Origin of the sequence: Bradyrhizobium elkanii WSM2783, assembly GCF_000472865.1 — a bacterium.
Taxonomy (GTDB): Bacteria; Pseudomonadota; Alphaproteobacteria; order Rhizobiales; family Xanthobacteraceae; genus Bradyrhizobium; species Bradyrhizobium elkanii_A.
Genome location: NZ_AXAP01000025.1, coordinates 26,852 through 42,443 on the forward strand (window position 1 = coordinate 26,852; position 15,592 = coordinate 42,443).

A 15,592-nucleotide genomic window follows, 5' to 3' on the forward strand; every position below is an offset into this window, starting at 1 on the left:
AAACGCGATGCGTTTACGCGGAGATCGTGCTCTAAGAGAGCCGAGAGGAGATAGTAATGTTTGATTTGACGGGCAGGACCGCGCTGGTCACTGGCGCAACCGGTGGCATTGGCGGCGCGATCGCGCAGGCGCTGCACGCGCAGGGCGCAACCGTTGCGATCTCGGGCACGCGGCGCGAGGTGCTGGATGCGTTTGCAGCCAAGCTCGGCGAGCGTGTTCACGTCCTGCCGTGCAATCTCTCCAACACTGCCGAAGTCGAAGCATTGGTGCCCGCGGCAGAGACCGCCATGGGACAGGTCGACATCCTCGTCGCCAATGCCGGAATCACGCGCGACAATCTGTTCGTGCAGTTGCGCGACGAGGATTGGGACGAGGTGATCGCGATCAACCTGACGGCGACCTTCCGCCTTGCGCGCGCCGCCACCAAATTGATGATGCGCAAGCGCTTCGGCCGCATCATCGCCATCACCTCGATCGTCGGCGTCACCGGCAATCCCGGCCAGGCCAACTACACCGCGTCGAAGGCTGGTATCATCGGCCTGATCAAGACGCTGGGCGCCGAATATGCCAAGCGTGGCGTGACCGCCAATTGCATTGCGCCGGGCTTCATCAAGACGCCGATGACGGATGCGCTGAACGACAAGCAGCGCGAGGCCATCCTGGCAAAGGTTCCTGCGGCGCGACTCGGAACGTCCGAAGACATCGCCGCCGCAGCCGTCTACCTTGCTTCCAATGAGGCCGCCTACGTGACCGGACAGACGATTCACGTCAATGGCGGAATGGCCATGTTTTGAGCGGGTTACCGGAGCGTTTTTGCGTGGCGGAATGCCCTACCGGCGACCGGGCGGGGCTTATAGTCAAGACTAGGGAATTATGATAACCGAACCAGCCGCGGATGGGCAAAGAACGCCATTGCAGGATGTTGAAACCCTGTATATTGGCGTGGCGACGCCTGCCGTTCGCCGGGACTTAGTCGGCCACGACCGCCGAATCAAGACTATGCGCGACAGCTCAGGAAAACTACACGACCACGATGGCTCGTATCGTCTGGGGGTCGGGTCCAATGGAACAAGCACGAGGGTGAACGATGAGTGAGATTGGCGAGCGGGTAAAGAAGATTGTAGTCGAGCACCTTGGCGTTGAGCCGGAGAAGGTGGTCGACGGCGCAAGTTTCATCGATGACCTCGGCGCAGACAGTCTCGACACCGTCGAGCTCGTGATGGCATTCGAAGAAGAATTTGGTTGCGAGATTCCCGACGACGCCGCGGAGACGATCCTGACGGTCGGCGACGCGACCAAGTTTCTCGAGAAGAACGCGAAAAGCTGACGCCCTTCGCGGTGCCGACGAAGCCGGACGGACCGTTGTCAGGCGGTCCCCCGGTTTCTTGTTATTGACCGCGCATTTCAGGACGGAGTTCTTGACATGAGACGTGTTGTCGTCACGGGGCTGGGCATGGTTACACCACTCGGCTGTGGCGTCGACACCAGTTGGGCACGTATCCTTGACGGCCGCAGTGGGGCGCGCAGGATCGAGACCTTCGATGTCTCTGATCTGCCGAGCCAGGTTGCCTGCGTGGTGCCGCGCGGCGATGGCAGCGAGGGCACCTTCAATCCCGATCAGTGGATGGAGCCGAAGGACCAGCGCAAGGTCGATGACTTCATCATCTTCGCGATGTGCGCGGCCAAGCAGGCGCTCGACGATGCCGGCTGGCATCCGGAGAGCGAAGAGGACAAGTGCGCGACCGGCACCTTGATCGGCTCCGGCATCGGCGGCCTCTCGGGCATCGCCGACACGGCGGTGCTGCTCAAGGAACGCGGTCCGCGCAAGGTGTCGCCGTTCTTCATTCCGGGCCGGCTGATCAATCTGGCGTCGGGATACGTCTCGATCGAGCACGGCCTGAAGGGGCCGAACCATGCGGTCGTGACCGCCTGCTCGACGGGCGCGCATGCGATCGGCGACGCTGCTCGGCTGATCGCGCTCGGGGATGCCGAGGTGATGGTGGCCGGCGGTGCCGAATCGCCGATTTGCCGCATCGGCATGGCCGGCTTCTGCGCGGCGCGCGCGCTGTCCACCGGTTTCAACGAGACGCCGATCAAGGCGTCCCGTCCTTACGACAAGGACCGCGACGGCTTCGTGATGGGCGAGGGCGCCGGCATCGTCGTGCTTGAGGAATATGAGCACGCGAAAAACCGCGGCGCGAGGATCTATGCGGAGGTCGTCGGCTACGGACTCTCGGGCGACGCCTATCACATCACCTCGCCGTCGCCGGACGGAGACGGCGGCTTCCGCAGCATGTCGGCGGCATTAAAGCGTGCCGGCATGACGCCGTCCGATATCGACTACATCAACGCCCACGGCACCTCGACGCTGGTTGGCGACGAGATCGAACTCGGCGCGGTCGAGCGGCTGCTCGGCAATGCGGCGTCGAAAGTCTCGATGTCGTCGACGAAGTCGTCGACCGGACATCTGCTCGGCGCCGCCGGCGCGATCGAGGCGATCTTCAGCATCCTGGCGATTCGCGACAACATCGCCCCGCCGACGATCAATCTCGACAATCCGTCAGTGGAGACGGCGATCGATCTCGTGCCGCACACGCCGCGCAAGCGCGAGATCAATGTGGCGTTGTCCAACTCGTTCGGCTTCGGAGGCACTAACGCTTCCGTGATCCTGCAGCGTGTTATCAACTAGATCATGATCCGATTGATCGAATCGGATCATGATCTGACCTCTTTGTTTGGGCATGATGTCAGCACAAACGCTGCGCGTTTATCGCGAGGGAAAACCGGTTTCCACTTTTCCGGGTCATGTCCCAGCAGGCGGATTGGAGCCAGTTCACCGTTTTGCCGCAATCGCCGATGACTTCTAGGCGCGGGCGCATACTCGTATAGTATTGATTGTATTGGCAGGACTTTAGATTTGTCAGGCCACGATTGAACCGGCAGGATTCAGGTCGAATCGATGAGTGAGAGGCCGCCCATTTCACCGCGAAGCCCGCGCGCCGCGCTGGAGCCTGAACAGGTCCCGCCGCCGCCGAAACGGTCGGACCGTGCCCGCAATCCGTTCGTCGTGGTCGGTAATGCCATCATCACCCTGCTGATCCTTCTGATGATTGGCGGGGGCATCGCCTATTACTACGGAAAGCAGACCCTGGAAGCGTCGGGACCGCTGCAGGAGGACAAGATCGTCAACATTCCGCAGCGGGCCGGCAAGCGCGATATCGCCGACATCCTGCAGCGTGAAGGTGTGATCGACGTCAATCCCTGGGTCTTCATCGGCAGCGTGTTTGCGATGAAGGCGAGTTCCGATCTCAAGCCCGGCGAATATTCGTTCCAGAAGAGCGCGAGCCTGCGCGACGTCATCGGCACCATCGTGGAAGGCAAGGTGGTGCAGCACGCCGTTACCATTCCCGAAGGCCTGACCTCCGAGCAGATCGTGGCACGGCTGTCGGACAACGACATCTTCACAGGTTCGGTGCGCGAGATACCGCGCGAGGGTACGCTGTTGCCGGAGACCTACAAATTCCCGCGCGGCACCACGCGCGAGCAGGTGATCCAGCGCATGCAGCAGACCCAGAAGCGCGTGCTGACGGAAATCTGGGAACGCCGCAATCCGGACATTCCGGTCAGAACGCCGGAGCAACTCGTGACGCTGGCGTCGATCGTCGAGAAGGAGACCGGCAGGGCCGATGAGCGCAGCCGCGTCTCGGCGGTGTTCGTCAATCGTCTGCGGCAGAAGATCAAGCTGCAGTCGGACCCGACCATCATCTACGGGTTGGTCGGCGGCAAGGGAACGCTGGGGCGGCCGATCAAGCGCAGCGAGATCACCCAGCCGTCGCCCTACAACACCTATGTCATCGACGGCCTGCCGCCGGGCCCGATCGCCAATCCCGGCCGCGCCTCGCTCGAAGCGGCAGCCAATCCGGCGCGTACCCGAGATCTGTTCTTCGTTGCCGACGGCAGCGGCGGGCATGCGTTCACCGAGACCTACGATCAGCACCAAAAGAACGTGGCGAAGCTCCGTTCGATGGAAAAGCAGATCCAGAACGACACGGTTGAGCCTGCAGACGATCCGCCGCCGCCCGCCGCCAGCGCGCCGCCCGACACCAACCCGACTGCAACCACACCGCCCAAGCCGCCGGCCAACTCGAAGAAGCCGGCAAGGCCGGCACGGCAGGGCGCCGCGCAATCGACGACGTCGCCGCCTGTGGTGGAGCGTTAGCCCGTCGCGGCGAACGTAATTCCACTTTCGGTTAAATCGGCTTAAGGTCGCACGCGTTCCAGCGAGTCTCACATCTCTTGTCAGAAAGTTTTATGCGATGGCCCTATCGAGCATGACCGGTTTTGCCCGAAGCCATGGCGCGAGCGGCCCCTATACCTTCGAGTGGGAACTGAAGTCGGTCAATGCCAAGGGCTTTGATTTGCGGCTGCGGCTGCCGCCAGGCTGGGACGAGCTTGAGGCCGTGGTGAAGAAGCGCGCGAGCGAAGTGCTGTCGCGCGGAACCGTCTATGCCAGTCTCAATGTCAAACGCGCCAACGCCGTGTCGGCGGTGCGCATCAACGAAGACGTCCTGGCCTCGATCGTGAAGGTCGCGGGCGAACTGGCGCAGAAGATCGACGCGGTGGCGCCGAGCATTGACGGATTGCTCGGCATCAAGGGCGTGATCGAGGTGGTCGAACCTGAAAGCGACGAGGCCGAGGACAAGGCGGCAAGAGAGGCCGCCGCGCTGGCCTTCGAGCAGGCGCTGGCCCATCTCGTCGAGATGCGCCGCCGCGAGGGTACGGCGCTCGGGCAAGTGCTGATCCAGCGGATGGACGAGATCGAACAGCTCGCCAGGAAGGCGGAAGCGGCACCGGGCCGCAAGCCGGAGGCGATCCGCGCGCGACTTGCCGAACAGGTCGCGGCGCTGCTGGAGACCTCCGACCGTTTCGATGCGGATCGGCTGAACCAGGAGGCGATCCTGATCGCGACCAAGGCCGATATCCGCGAGGAACTCGACCGCATCGCGTCCCACGTCGCGCAGGCGCGTGAGATGATCGGCAAGGGCGGAGCGATCGGACGCCGGCTGGATTTCCTGGCACAGGAATTCAATCGCGAGGTCAATACCTGCTGCTCGAAATCGAACGATATCGAGCTCACCAATACCGGGCTCGAGATGAAGAACGTGGTCGAGCAGTTCCGCGAGCAGGTTCAGAATCTGGAGTGAGGATAATGGTGGCCCAAGGAGAGGCCCACGGCTTTGACGGGGTCGAGCGGCGCGGGCTGATGTTCGTGCTGTCGTCGCCGTCAGGCGCCGGCAAGACGACGCTGTCGCGGCTGTTGATCGAGCGGATGCCCGGCCTGAAAATGTCGGTGTCGGCGACGACGCGGCCGATGCGGCCGGGCGAGGTCGAGGGCCGCGACTATTTCTTTGTCGAAAAGACGAAATTCGAGAAGATGGTCGCTCAGGGCGAGTTGCTCGAATGGGCGACCGTGTTCGACAACCGCTACGGAACGCCGCGCCGGCCAGTCGAAGCCGCGCTGTCGGCCGGACAGGACGTGCTGTTCGACATCGACTGGCAGGGCACCCAGCAACTGCGCGAGAAGGCGCGCGCCGACGTGGTCAGCGTCTTCATCCTGCCGCCGTCGGCGGCCGATCTCGAGAAGCGCCTGCACACCCGTGCGCAGGATTCCGCGGAAGTGATCCGCGGGCGGATGAATCGCGCCACCCACGAACTCAGCCATTGGGCCGAGTACGACTACATCGTCATCAACCAGAACGTCGATCACGCCTTCGCTGAAGTGCAGTCCATCCTGAAGGCGGAGCGGCTGAAGCGCGAGCGCCGCACCGGCCTGACCGAGTTCGTGCGCAACCTGCAGCGCCAGCTCGAGAAGTAGTCTAGTTAAGCGGTCGCGCTTTTCGCCAGACGCGCGAGCATTTCCTTGATCTCTCGCTGCGTATCTTCGAACGAAGGCTCAGGCCCGGGCTCCCGCTGCTCCGCTTCGATGCGAGGCGCTCGCGGCGATTCGACCGGACGTGGCGGGATCTCCTTGTGCTCGGCGGCCAGTTGAGGGGCGCGCTCGGCGTGATCGCGGTCCCAGGGCGCGCGCCACTCATTATCGACCTCGTAGGGTGGCGTGCCCGTGCGGTTGAGCCGGAAGATGAGGCCGCCGACCAGGCCGGCGAGCGCAAGTGTGCCTGCCATGATGAACAACAGCGTCGAGGTTGATTGCTTCTCAACGGTCGAATGCGTCGTTGCCGCGGGCGCCGGCGGCGGCGCGGATTGCGGCGCCGCCGCCGGCTCTTCCTGTGGGCTCGCGCCGCTATCGGCGGCGGCGACCTTGGTGCCACCGGATGCGGCCATGCTCGATTGGTCAAGCCAGCGTGCCGAAACCAGCGAGCCGGAGGCGGGTGCCCCGACGGAAGGCGGCGCGTTGTCGAGGGCGGAGGCGGGCTTCTGTTTGGCGTCCGCCTGGGGTGGGGTCAGCTCAGCGCGCGCATCTGCGACCGACGAGCTGATGCTGGCCGCCGGCTGGGGCGGGTTGGCGGCTTCGGCCGGCGGCGGGGATTCCTGCTGTACAGGCGCGGCCTTCGCCGCCTTGCTGCTCCCTTCGCGGACATACCAGCACTTGCGCTTGGTGGAGCGCTCAAGGCGATAATACCAATGGCTTCCTGCAGGCGCAGTCCCCTGTGGAGCCGACAGGCAACTGTCGGCAGTCTTGGCGCTGTCGGCACTCTCGGTACTGTTTTCTGCTCCGGCGGTGAAGCTGGCACCCGCCAGCATCGTAGCAACAAGTGCTGAAATAAATTGGGCGGTACGCTTTGACATCTACATCCCCGATAACACCGGCTACCCCTTAACCCCTAACTCTCGGTAGGAAGTTGGGTCGCAATGCGCCGCAAATCCGGAGCGGGTGGGGCTTAATTTGGGCTTGCCGACCGCCCCAATTGCGGCAGATCCGGGCCTGGGGAAGCCACCCGGCAGCTATTGCTTGGAGGCAGTCGAGCGGCCGACGCAGCCACAAGACTGCCGAATACTTCCCGAGCCGGAATGGTTTGAAATGCGGCACTGCTGATCACGGTGATGCCGTTGGCAGCGCCGATCGGATCGACGCTGCCAACCTCGCCCGGTGATCTAATTCTTCAGAACGATGCGTCCGACGACCTTGCCGGCGCGCAACTGGTCGATCCACTTCTGGACGTCGGCCATCGGTTCTTCCCGCATCGGCGTCGGCTTGATCTTGCCGGCACGCGCCAGCGCCATCAATTCCTGACCCTCGGCCAGCGTCCCTACCATGAAGCCCTCGATGGTCATGCGCTTGTAGACCCATTGCACCATCGGCAGGCTGAAAGTGCCGCCCATCAGGCCAGAGACCACGATCTTGCCGCCGCGCGCCAGCGCGGAGACTGCGAACGCCATGGACTTCTCGTTGCCGGCGAAATCGACCACTTCGTCAAAGCCGCCTTCAGTCTCTCTCAGGATGCGCTTGACGATGTCCGGCTCGGCCGGGTCGTAGGCGACCGCCGCGCCGTTCTGTAGCGCCGTCTCGCGCGCGGCTGGGCTGAGATCGGCGACCGATATCGGTTGCTTGAACATCGCCTGTGCGAAGGAAAGTCCCATCATGCCGACGCCGCCGAGGCCGATCAGTAGCAGGTTGCGCTGCCGTGGGCGATCCACCAATCGTTTCAGCGCGCCGTAGGCAGTGACGCCCGAGCACATCAGCGTCGCCGCCTGATTGACCGGCAGCGGATCGTAGTCGAGCAGGTACTTTGCATCGGGCACCAGGACATGGCTGGCGAAGCCGCCGTCGATGGACACGCCCAGGAAACGCTGCTTGACGCAGAGGTTCTCATCGCCGTTCAGGCAGTCGCGGCACTGGCCACAGCCGATCCACGGAAACACAGCCTTCTTCTTGCCGATCAGGTCAGTCGGAACATCGGGGCCGACTTCCGCAACGACACCTGCGATTTCGTGGCCGAGCGTGAAGGGCAGGGTCATGCCGCGCGTGGTGTCGAGCTTCTTGCCGCCGCCGAGATCGGCGTAACCATCCTGGATGTGCAGGTCGGAATGGCAGAGCCCGCAACGCTCGATGCGGACCAGGACTTCGCGTCCTTGCGGCTTCGGCGTCTCGGCGATGGTCTCGCACAACGGCGCATCAAATTTGACGAGGGACTGGCGTACCATTTGCGCCATGGCGTTCGCTCCTTAAAGCGGGATGGGGTTAAGTTGAATCGATTTGGGATTCCCAAATCAGTGAGTTTCTGATTCACCATGCTGGCTGGGCAGGAGGCCAGCATGGATGGGCAAGCCTTACTCTCTGGATCTTCGCAAGCGCGTGGTGGCCGCGATCGAGGGCGGGATGTCCCGCAATCAGGCGGCCAAGCAGTTTGGGGTTGCGATCAGCACGGCAATCGGTTGGATGCAGCGGGTCGATGAGACCGGCAGCGTTGCTCCGGGCCAGATGGGCGGTCACAAGCCGAAAGCGGTTTCGGGAGACCACGCGGTCTGGCTGTCGCAACGGATCAAGGACGGCGATTTCACCATACGTGGGCTCGTTGCCGAGCTTGCCGGGCGCGGCCTGAAGGTCGACTACCACTCGGTGTGGGACTTCGTGCACGCCGAGAAGCTCAGCTTCAAAAAAAAGCGTGGTGGCTGGCGAACGCGATCGTCCCGACGTGGCACGGCGGCGAGCCCAGTGGACAAAGTATCAAGATCGCGTCGAAGCTGAACGGCTGGTCTTCATCGACGAGACCTGGACCAGGACCGACATGGCTCCCCTGCGGGGATGGGCGCCGCGCGGGCGCAGACTCCCCGCCAAGGTTCCACATGGCCGCTGGAAGACCATGACCTTCCTGGCGGCCTTGCGCCATGACCGGATCGATGCGCCATGGTTCATCGAAGGACCGATCGATGGCGCGAGCTTTCGGACCTATGTCGAGAAAGTTCTCCTGCCCACCCTTCGCCCCGGCGATATCGTGGTCATGGACAATCTCGGCAGCCACAAGGGCAAGGTCGTGCGCCAGCTCATTCGCTCTGCCGGCGCCAAACTGTTCTTCCTGCCGAAATACTCGCCCGACCTGAACCCGATCGAACAGGTCTTTGCCAAGCTCAAACATCTGCTCCGAAAGGCGGCCGCCCGAACTGTCGATACCGTCTGCACCGCCATCGGTGAAGCCTTGCCAGCATTCACCTCTGAAGAATGCGCGAACTATCTCGAAAATTCAGGTTATCGAACCTAATGCCATCACGCTTTAGNTATTCCGCTTCCGCCGTCGGGCAAATCAGTGATTTAACTCCGCGCGTCTCACGGCGGATGAGGGGCGGCTCGCGATCGTCACGAACGTTGCGGTGAGATGCGGTGGACGTGAAGCGTGTGACTGACGAGCACGCGCATCACGGACGGCGAAATCGTGTGGTCCTGGCGCCCCGACGCTGGCGCTAAGTTTTTTGCACGAACAGTTCGTGCGAGAGATGACGGTGGCAAGAAAGCCCGGTCACCGGGGAGAGTACGAAGTAAGCCGTAACACCATCGCGCAGGGAAAGCCGGAATGCTTCGGTTGAACCTGTGGTCCTACCCCCGTGCTTTTTGTTGCACGGGACCCATGGGTGCAACCGGCACCCGGCTTTCCCTGCGCCCTCTGCTCTCGAGGAGGGCGGAAAGTGACGCAAAGCTCGGGCAGTTCGTGCCGCGAGAATGCAGACTCACATCCTCTCCGCTGTTTGACATTTGAATCCGGACCTCACCCCGCGTTGTCCCGGCGTGCGCCGGGACAACGGCACGCCTGTCACTTGTCCGGTGGCGGTGGATCGCTCGCCGCGCCGCGGCTGGCCATCAGCCCCAGCGCCAGCCCGCCGATTGCCACAATCGGGACCAGCCGTTTCACGCCGATGGTGCGGACGAGTTGCAGGCCGGTTGCGATCGTCGCGGGGTTGGTGAGGAGGGATTGGCGTGCCGCGCGGGCCATCTCCTCGGCGCGCAGCCGCATCTGCCGCTTGCGTGCGACGTAGAGAGCGGCGGCGATCAGCGCGACCACCACGAAGAGCGCAGCGCAGGCAAGGCAGGCCCAGATCGGCCCATAGGTCTGCTGCACCCAGACGAAGAATGCTGCACAGATGAAGCCGAGCGCAATGAGCGCAGTTGCGGCGATCACGACCGCAAGCGACGTCAGCCGCATGGCGTTGCCGGCCTGCTCCCTGACATCACTGACCAGTCGCTGCAGCATGGGGACGCGTCCGCCGCTACCTTCGCCAGGCGATGCCGATCAGGAAGCCGAGGCCGAGCGCCAGGCCGACGGTCGCCAGCGGGCGCTGGGTGATGGCGTCCTCCAGCGTCTCCTCGATCGAGGAGTACGCGTCCTGCGCGGCGTCCATCATCGCGCTGCCGCGCTCCGAGACGTCGCCGACCGCGGATTCGGCGCGGTCGCGTGCCTGGTCGTAGCCGCGGCGTGCCTGCTTTCGGGCGCTGCCGGCGAAGGAGTTGAGCGCCTCGGTGATCTGGTCGGTCAGCGCGGCGATGTCGTCCTTCACGTTGGCGACATCCTTCTGCAGGCGTTCATAGGTTGCTTTGTCTGTCATGTTCTTCAATCCGAAATCGCTTGTCGCCGACATCGAACAGCTCCCGAACCAATGTTGCTTCTTGGCAAAACGCCGCGCCGGGAACTAAGTTCCCGACTCGAATTCAGGCTCATTCCTCCGGCAGATGCGGCGAATTGACCGGCATCAGATGCTCCTTGAGGATCAGCGCGACGATCAGGAGCGGCGAGGCCAGGAACGCGCCCATCGGGCCCCACAGCCAGGTCCAGAACGCCAGCGCGATGAAAACCGCGAGCGCATTCAGGGCAAGTCTTCGGCCGACGATGGTCGGGGTGATGAAATGCCCCTCGAGGAAGGTCAGCACCGCAAAGCAGGCCGGCGCGATCAATCCGGCGCTGATGGTCGGGAAGCTGACGAGACCGACCAGCACCAACACCACGAACATCGCGACCGGCCCGATGATCGGGATGAAGTTCAGCGTGGCGGCGAGCGCGCCGAGGCCGGCCGGGTTCGGCATGCCGGTGACGGCACAGATCAGCCCGGTCGCGATCCCGACGCCGACATTGATCATGGTCACCATGAGCAGGTAGTTGCCGAGATGTCCCTCGATCTCGTTGAGGATCCGCAAGGTGCGGAGCCGCCAATCGCGGTCGCCGAAGGCCATGACGAGCGCCCGCCGCAGATCCTTCCAGCTTGCGATGAACAGGATCAGGGTGGCGATGAACAGCAGGAATTCGGCAAAGGTCGGCGACAGGAATTCCAGCGTCGGCTGCACCCATTCGAACTTCGGCAACTGCAACGGGGCGAGCGTCTCGGAGCCGCCGATCATGCTCTGCAATTCCTGCCACAGCCCGAGCGGGCGGTCGAAGATGTGCATCTTCTCCTTCAGCGCCGTTGCGAGCTCCGGCAGCCGCGCGCTCCACTCGATCGCGGGAGCGGAAATCAATCCGATAATGAAGGTGGCGGCCGCGCTGACGGCGGCGACGATCAGTACCGCGCCGACCGCGCGGGGCACGCGGTAGCGCTCGAGGAAGCTCGCCGCCGGCGACAGCATGGTGCCGACAATAAAGGCCATCGTGATCGGCAGAAAGAATGCCTTGGCCAGGTAGAGCACCGCGACGATGGCGATGATCAGGAGCCCGACCAGCGACAGGGCGACGAGTTCGGTGCGGCGGATGACCGGCGGCAGCTCGGCGTGGCCATCGGGGGCGGGCGTGCCTTCGGCGCCATTGGACAGGAGACGCTCACTGGGAAGGACATGCACGCTGGTTCTCTCCCGCGACGGGCGCATATCAATCGTGACGCAAACTCCGGGCCGGCCGTCAGGTTCCATCGCGCGATCGTGAGCGCTTGTGTCCTTGACTGGTGCGCCTCTGTCACGGCCGCGCCGGAACCGCGAAGCGATGGCGCGCGTTTGGTTGGGGTAGAGCATCAGCGTGATGCGTATCCAATGGGGCAGCACATGACACCGTCATCCGCTCTATTCCGCCGATCGTCGCGCGCGGCTAACGCGCTTGTCTTCGCCGCCAGCCTGCTGGTGACGCCAATCGCGCTCTCAACCTCGGCAGGTGCCCAGTCGCTGGGCTATGCACCCATCCGGCAGAGCGCGTTTCCGTCCGATGCGGCGTTGACGCCCGAGGCAAGGGATGCGGAAGCCGGCGTGCTGCCGGAGCGGCTGCGCCGCGCGGTGGTGCCGTTCGCGACCAGCGAGGCGGCAGGCACGGTCATCATCGATACCGGCAACACCGCGCTCTACTACGTGCTCGGGCAGGGCCGCGCGATCCGCTATGGCGTCGGCGTCGGCCGCGAAGGCTTCACCTGGTCGGGCGTGCAGAGCATCAGCCGCAAGGCGGAATGGCCGGACTGGTATCCGCCGGCCGAGATGATCAAGCGCCAGCCCTATCTGCCGCGGTTCATCGCCGGCGGTCCCGGCAATCCGCTCGGCGCGCGCGCGATGTATCTCGGCTCGAGCGAATACCGCATCCACGGCACCAACGATCCCTCGACCATCGGTAAGTTCGTCTCTTCTGGCTGCATCCGGATGACCAATGAGGACGTCACCGATCTGTTTGGCCGCGTCAATGTCGGCACCAAGGTCGTGGTGCTGCCCAAGAACGCGCCGGTGCTGGCCCGCGGTTCGGATACCAGGACCACGATCAGCGTGCGCCCGGCGGCGCCGCGTCCGCAAGCCGCGGCGACCACGCTGCCATCGGGCCAACAGGCGATACGACTGAACGTGTCGTCGGTGAATTGAGGTGAGGATGGCCCCAATCCCGCGTTGGCGATGGATGTTCGGCGCGACGGCGCTCTCGCTTGCCGTCGCCGCGCCGGCGGCGCAGGCCCAGGATTTCTTCTCGCTCCTGTTCGGCGGCTTCGGCCGGCCTCCGATGATCCGGCCGCCGTTCGAGGACGGCCCGCCCGCCGTGCAGCAACGGGTTTGGCGGCCGCGCTCGTATGACCGTAGCTATGACCACGCCGATAGCATCGGGGGACGAGCGTTTTGCGTACGTACCTGTGACGGACGTTACTTCCCGCTGCCGGACTCCGACAATGCCAGCCGCGCGCAGAGCTGCAATAGTTTCTGCCCGGCGAGCGAGACCAAGCTGGTCTATGGCAGCAGCATCGACAGCGCCGAGACGGAGGACGGAAAGGCCTATTCGGAACTGCCGAACGCGTTCCGTTACCGAAACGAGCTCGTGGCGGGGTGCACCTGCAATGGCAAGGATCCCGGCGGGCTGGCGCAGATCAAGATCGAGGATGATCCCACCTTGCGCAAGGGTGACATCGTCGCCGGCGAGAACGGCCTGATGGTCGCGGGCCGTCCCGACAAGCGCGGCGCCTCGCTGCAGTTCTCGCCCGCGCCCGACCGCATCCGCGCCAAATATGGGCGCGTGCCGGTCATGGCGCGGGAGTAAGCAGAACTAAGCGGCGCGGATCTTGCCGAGGAAATCGGTGACCTGGTCGCCGAGCCCGCGGCTTTGCGTCTCCAGCGTCTCCGAGGCGAGGCGAACGTCCTCGGCGGCGCCCGCCGCGGAGTCCGCATCGGCCTTCACGCCGGTGATGTTCTCGGACACGTTCTTGGTGCCCTGGGCGGCGAATTGCGTGCTGCGCGTGATCTCCTGGGTCGCGGCGCCCTGTTCCTGCACCGCGGCGGCAATCGCGGTCGCGACCTCGTTGACCTCGCCGATGATGCTGCCGATGCCCTTGATGGCGTCGATGGCCTCGCCCGCGACCTTCTGGATGTCGGCGATCTGCTCGGAAATCTCCTCCGTCGCCTTCGCGGTCTGGCTCGCCAGCGACTTGACCTCGGAGGCAACCACGGCGAAGCCGCGTCCGGCCTCGCCGGCGCGGGCGGCCTCGATGGTGGCGTTCAGCGCCAGCAGGTTGGTCTGCGCCGCGATGGTGTTGATGAGGCCGATCACCTCGCCGATGCGGCCGGCGGATTTCGCCAGTCCCTGCACGGTCCCGTCGGTGTTGCGGGCCTGGCTGACCGCGCGGCTGGCGATACCGGCGGCATGCGCCGCCTGCTGGCTGATGTCGTTGATCGAGGCGCTCAATTCCTCGGAAGCCGCCGCGACCGTCTCCACGCTCATCGACGCCTCGCCGGACGCCTTTTCGGCGACCTCGACCCGTGCATTGGTCTGGCGCGACACGGCGGAAAGGTTGGCCGACGTCGCCCGCATCTTGCCGGAGGCATCGCCGAGCTGTTCGAGCGTCTGGCGCACCAGGTGCTCGAACTCGCCGACATAGTTCTCGATCGCCTGCTGGCGGGCGGCCGCGCCGGCATTGCGCTCGCGCTCCTGCGCTTCGATGCGAAGCTTGTCCTTGGCCTGCTGCTTGAAGGTTTCGAGCGCACCGGCAAGCGCGCCGATCTCGTCCTCGCGCCCGCCATAGCCGCTATCGACGTCGAGGTTGCCGGAGGCGACTTTCAGCATGGCATCGCGGATGCTGTGCAACGGCGTGATGACGCGGCGGCCGATCGCGATCATGGCGCCGACGGTGAGCGCGATCGCACCGGCGAGCAGCGCAAGCTGTGTAATCAGCGAGCGCTGCGCCAGGGCGTATTGGGCTGCGGCGTGATCCTTTGCCGCATCGAGCGCTGCTTCAGCGACCGCCACCGCCGTCCCCATCCGGCCGACGGTGACCGGGCTCCACTGGTTCGCGGTCATCTCGGGCTTCTCGCCATTGGCCAGCGCCGCCACCAGCCGGTCGCGCAGACTTTGATACTCCGGCTCGAAATAAGCGGTTTTGGAGGCGGGGATCGCGGCCGCAAGCTTCGGCGGCAATTGCATGCCTGAGGTTGACACCTCGAGCGCCTTCCAGGCGGCATCGATGCCGCCGACGAATTTGGTGTAACGGAGGCGGGTTTCCGGCGCGATACGGCCTGCACCAAGTGCGTCCGATACCAGCACGGAGGCTTCGCCGGCGGTGTTGCGCAACAGCCAGGCGGTCTGCTTGATGTTGAGCAATTGGTCGATCACGGCGTCCTGATGATTGACATCGGCGGCAAGCGTTCCCGACAATTTGTCGAGCACATCAAGCAGCGCCAGCGTCGTCGCCTGATACTCCTTCGCCAGTTCGGCGCGGCGCGTTTCCTTCGGCTTGGCCATCTCCTGCCAGAATTCTTTCTGCTCGGCCGTCAGCAGCGAGAACTGCCGTTCGAACTCCGGCACCAGGGTGGTCCGCTGGGGGAAGTCCATGGTCTTGAGCCGGGCGAGCCCGTTCGCCATCGCCAGCATTTCGGCATCGCGGAGATCGCGGAGGTACTTCTCGATTCCGCTGTCCAGCGGAGACGCGCCGGTCAGAACGCGGTTGGTGGAAGAACGATCGGTCCGCAGACTGTGCATCGCCTTGAAAAGATTGGCTGAAACATCGGAAATCGTCGAAATCCGGCCCGCCACCTGCAGCCGGCCCCAGCTATCCCACGCATTCAGCGAGAAACCGACGATGATGCAAAATGCAGTGCTCAGGATAACGATTTTCAGCAACGCGGATACAGAAAGGCGATTCAGCATGTGGCTCCCCCAAAGCTGTCGCCATCTGGAACAAGAAGGGTAAAAATTTCCGGAAGCGCTATTGC

Annotated in this window: 15 protein-coding genes; 9 read left to right on the forward strand and 6 right to left on the reverse strand. The window is 64.1% G+C overall.

Annotation, left to right across the window (positions count from 1 at the left end):
- Window positions 1–56 precede the first annotated feature (56 nt).
- From fabG to gmk, 6 genes are all read left to right on the forward strand, one after another.
- Window positions 57–794, forward strand: coding sequence for a 3-oxoacyl-[acyl-carrier-protein] reductase (gene fabG, locus YY7_RS0121640; RefSeq protein ID WP_028165058.1), 738 nt, complete (start codon window positions 57–59; stop codon window positions 792–794).
- 293 nt (window positions 795–1,087) lie between these two features.
- Complete coding sequence (locus tag YY7_RS0121645) at window positions 1,088–1,327, forward strand: acyl carrier protein (protein ID WP_011441358.1); 240 nt, start codon at window positions 1,088–1,090, stop codon at window positions 1,325–1,327.
- Window positions 1,328–1,423: 96 nt separating this feature from the next.
- On the forward strand, window positions 1,424–2,689 hold the full coding sequence (gene fabF, locus YY7_RS0121650) for a beta-ketoacyl-ACP synthase II (protein ID WP_028165059.1): 1,266 nt from the start codon (window positions 1,424–1,426) through the stop codon (window positions 2,687–2,689).
- Between the two features lie 270 nt (window positions 2,690–2,959).
- Window positions 2,960–4,219: an endolytic transglycosylase MltG gene (gene mltG / locus YY7_RS0121655; protein ID WP_028165060.1), complete on the forward strand. Its 1,260-nt coding sequence runs from the start codon at window positions 2,960–2,962 to the stop codon at window positions 4,217–4,219.
- Window positions 4,220–4,316: 97 nt separating this feature from the next.
- Window positions 4,317–5,204: a YicC/YloC family endoribonuclease gene (locus tag YY7_RS0121660; RefSeq protein ID WP_028165061.1), complete on the forward strand. Its 888-nt coding sequence runs from the start codon at window positions 4,317–4,319 to the stop codon at window positions 5,202–5,204.
- Between the two features lie 5 nt (window positions 5,205–5,209).
- Entirely contained in the window at window positions 5,210–5,875 is a 666-nt protein-coding gene (gene gmk, locus YY7_RS0121665) for a guanylate kinase (protein WP_028165062.1), read from the forward strand.
- A gap of 5 nt (window positions 5,876–5,880) precedes the next feature.
- Here the strand turns inward: gmk and YY7_RS56690 are convergent, their stop codons facing one another.
- Together YY7_RS56690 and YY7_RS0121675 are read right to left on the reverse strand one after the other, a co-directional pair.
- A complete protein-coding gene (locus YY7_RS56690) occupies window positions 5,881–6,807 on the reverse strand; it encodes a hypothetical protein (RefSeq protein WP_155255264.1) in 927 nt (308 codons plus the stop codon).
- A 306-nt stretch (window positions 6,808–7,113) separates the two neighbouring features.
- Window positions 7,114–8,172: an alcohol dehydrogenase gene (locus tag YY7_RS0121675; protein ID WP_028165064.1), complete on the reverse strand. Its 1,059-nt coding sequence runs from the start codon at window positions 8,170–8,172 to the stop codon at window positions 7,114–7,116.
- A gap of 106 nt (window positions 8,173–8,278) precedes the next feature.
- Here YY7_RS0121675 and YY7_RS58320 point away from each other — a divergent pair.
- A protein-coding gene (locus YY7_RS58320; RefSeq protein WP_433994517.1) for an IS630 family transposase occupies window positions 8,279–9,218 on the forward strand; the annotation gives its coding sequence in 2 pieces (ribosomal slippage) (window positions 8,279–8,614 and window positions 8,616–9,218; 939 coding nt in all).
- 546 nt (window positions 9,219–9,764) lie between these two features.
- Here YY7_RS58320 and YY7_RS0121690 read toward each other — a convergent pair.
- The 3 genes from YY7_RS0121690 to YY7_RS0121700 form a co-directional block, all read right to left on the reverse strand.
- On the reverse strand, window positions 9,765–10,202 hold the full coding sequence (locus YY7_RS0121690) for a phage holin family protein (RefSeq protein WP_028165066.1): 438 nt from the start codon (window positions 10,200–10,202) through the stop codon (window positions 9,765–9,767).
- Window positions 10,203–10,218: 16 nt separating this feature from the next.
- Window positions 10,219–10,587: a DUF883 family protein gene (locus YY7_RS0121695; protein WP_028165067.1), complete on the reverse strand. Its 369-nt coding sequence runs from the start codon at window positions 10,585–10,587 to the stop codon at window positions 10,219–10,221.
- Window positions 10,588–10,663: 76 nt separating this feature from the next.
- Window positions 10,664–11,776, reverse strand: coding sequence for an AI-2E family transporter (locus tag YY7_RS0121700; protein ID WP_028165068.1), 1,113 nt, complete (start codon window positions 11,774–11,776; stop codon window positions 10,664–10,666).
- Between the two features lie 198 nt (window positions 11,777–11,974).
- On the opposite strand from YY7_RS0121700, the gene YY7_RS0121705 reads away from it, so the two are divergent.
- Both YY7_RS0121705 and YY7_RS0121710 read left to right on the forward strand, forming a co-directional pair.
- On the forward strand, window positions 11,975–12,766 hold the full coding sequence (locus tag YY7_RS0121705) for a L,D-transpeptidase (RefSeq protein ID WP_028165069.1): 792 nt from the start codon (window positions 11,975–11,977) through the stop codon (window positions 12,764–12,766).
- A gap of 7 nt (window positions 12,767–12,773) precedes the next feature.
- The gene (locus YY7_RS0121710) at window positions 12,774–13,427 is read left to right on the forward strand and encodes a DUF2865 domain-containing protein (protein WP_155255266.1); all 654 of its coding nucleotides are present in this window, start codon (window positions 12,774–12,776) and stop codon (window positions 13,425–13,427) included.
- A gap of 6 nt (window positions 13,428–13,433) precedes the next feature.
- Here the strand turns inward: YY7_RS0121710 and YY7_RS0121715 are convergent, their stop codons facing one another.
- Complete coding sequence (locus YY7_RS0121715) at window positions 13,434–15,527, reverse strand: methyl-accepting chemotaxis protein (protein ID WP_028165071.1); 2,094 nt, start codon at window positions 15,525–15,527, stop codon at window positions 13,434–13,436.
- Window positions 15,528–15,592 lie beyond the last annotated feature (65 nt).

What these genes read in the sequence shown, in the direction of transcription:
- fabG (WP_028165058.1), top strand. Translation starts at nt 57, where the DNA reads ATGTTTGATTTGACGGGCAGGACCGCGCTGGTCACTGGCGCAACCGGT.
- YY7_RS0121645 (WP_011441358.1), top strand. Translation starts at nt 1,088, where the DNA reads ATGAGTGAGATTGGCGAGCGGGTAAAGAAGATTGTAGTCGAGCACCTT.
- fabF (WP_028165059.1), top strand. Translation starts at nt 1,424, where the DNA reads ATGAGACGTGTTGTCGTCACGGGGCTGGGCATGGTTACACCACTCGGC.
- mltG (WP_028165060.1), top strand. Translation starts at nt 2,960, where the DNA reads ATGAGTGAGAGGCCGCCCATTTCACCGCGAAGCCCGCGCGCCGCGCTG.
- YY7_RS0121660 (WP_028165061.1), top strand. Translation starts at nt 4,317, where the DNA reads ATGGCCCTATCGAGCATGACCGGTTTTGCCCGAAGCCATGGCGCGAGC.
- gmk (WP_028165062.1), top strand. Translation starts at nt 5,210, where the DNA reads ATGGTGGCCCAAGGAGAGGCCCACGGCTTTGACGGGGTCGAGCGGCGC.
- YY7_RS56690 (WP_155255264.1), bottom strand. Translation starts at nt 6,807, where the DNA reads ATGTCAAAGCGTACCGCCCAATTTATTTCAGCACTTGTTGCTACGATG.
- YY7_RS0121675 (WP_028165064.1), bottom strand. Translation starts at nt 8,172, where the DNA reads ATGGCGCAAATGGTACGCCAGTCCCTCGTCAAATTTGATGCGCCGTTG.
- YY7_RS0121690 (WP_028165066.1), bottom strand. Translation starts at nt 10,202, where the DNA reads ATGCTGCAGCGACTGGTCAGTGATGTCAGGGAGCAGGCCGGCAACGCC.
- YY7_RS0121695 (WP_028165067.1), bottom strand. Translation starts at nt 10,587, where the DNA reads ATGTCGGCGACAAGCGATTTCGGATTGAAGAACATGACAGACAAAGCA.
- YY7_RS0121705 (WP_028165069.1), top strand. Translation starts at nt 11,975, where the DNA reads ATGACACCGTCATCCGCTCTATTCCGCCGATCGTCGCGCGCGGCTAAC.
- YY7_RS0121710 (WP_155255266.1), top strand. Translation starts at nt 12,774, where the DNA reads ATGGCCCCAATCCCGCGTTGGCGATGGATGTTCGGCGCGACGGCGCTC.
- YY7_RS0121715 (WP_028165071.1), bottom strand. Translation starts at nt 15,527, where the DNA reads ATGCTGAATCGCCTTTCTGTATCCGCGTTGCTGAAAATCGTTATCCTG.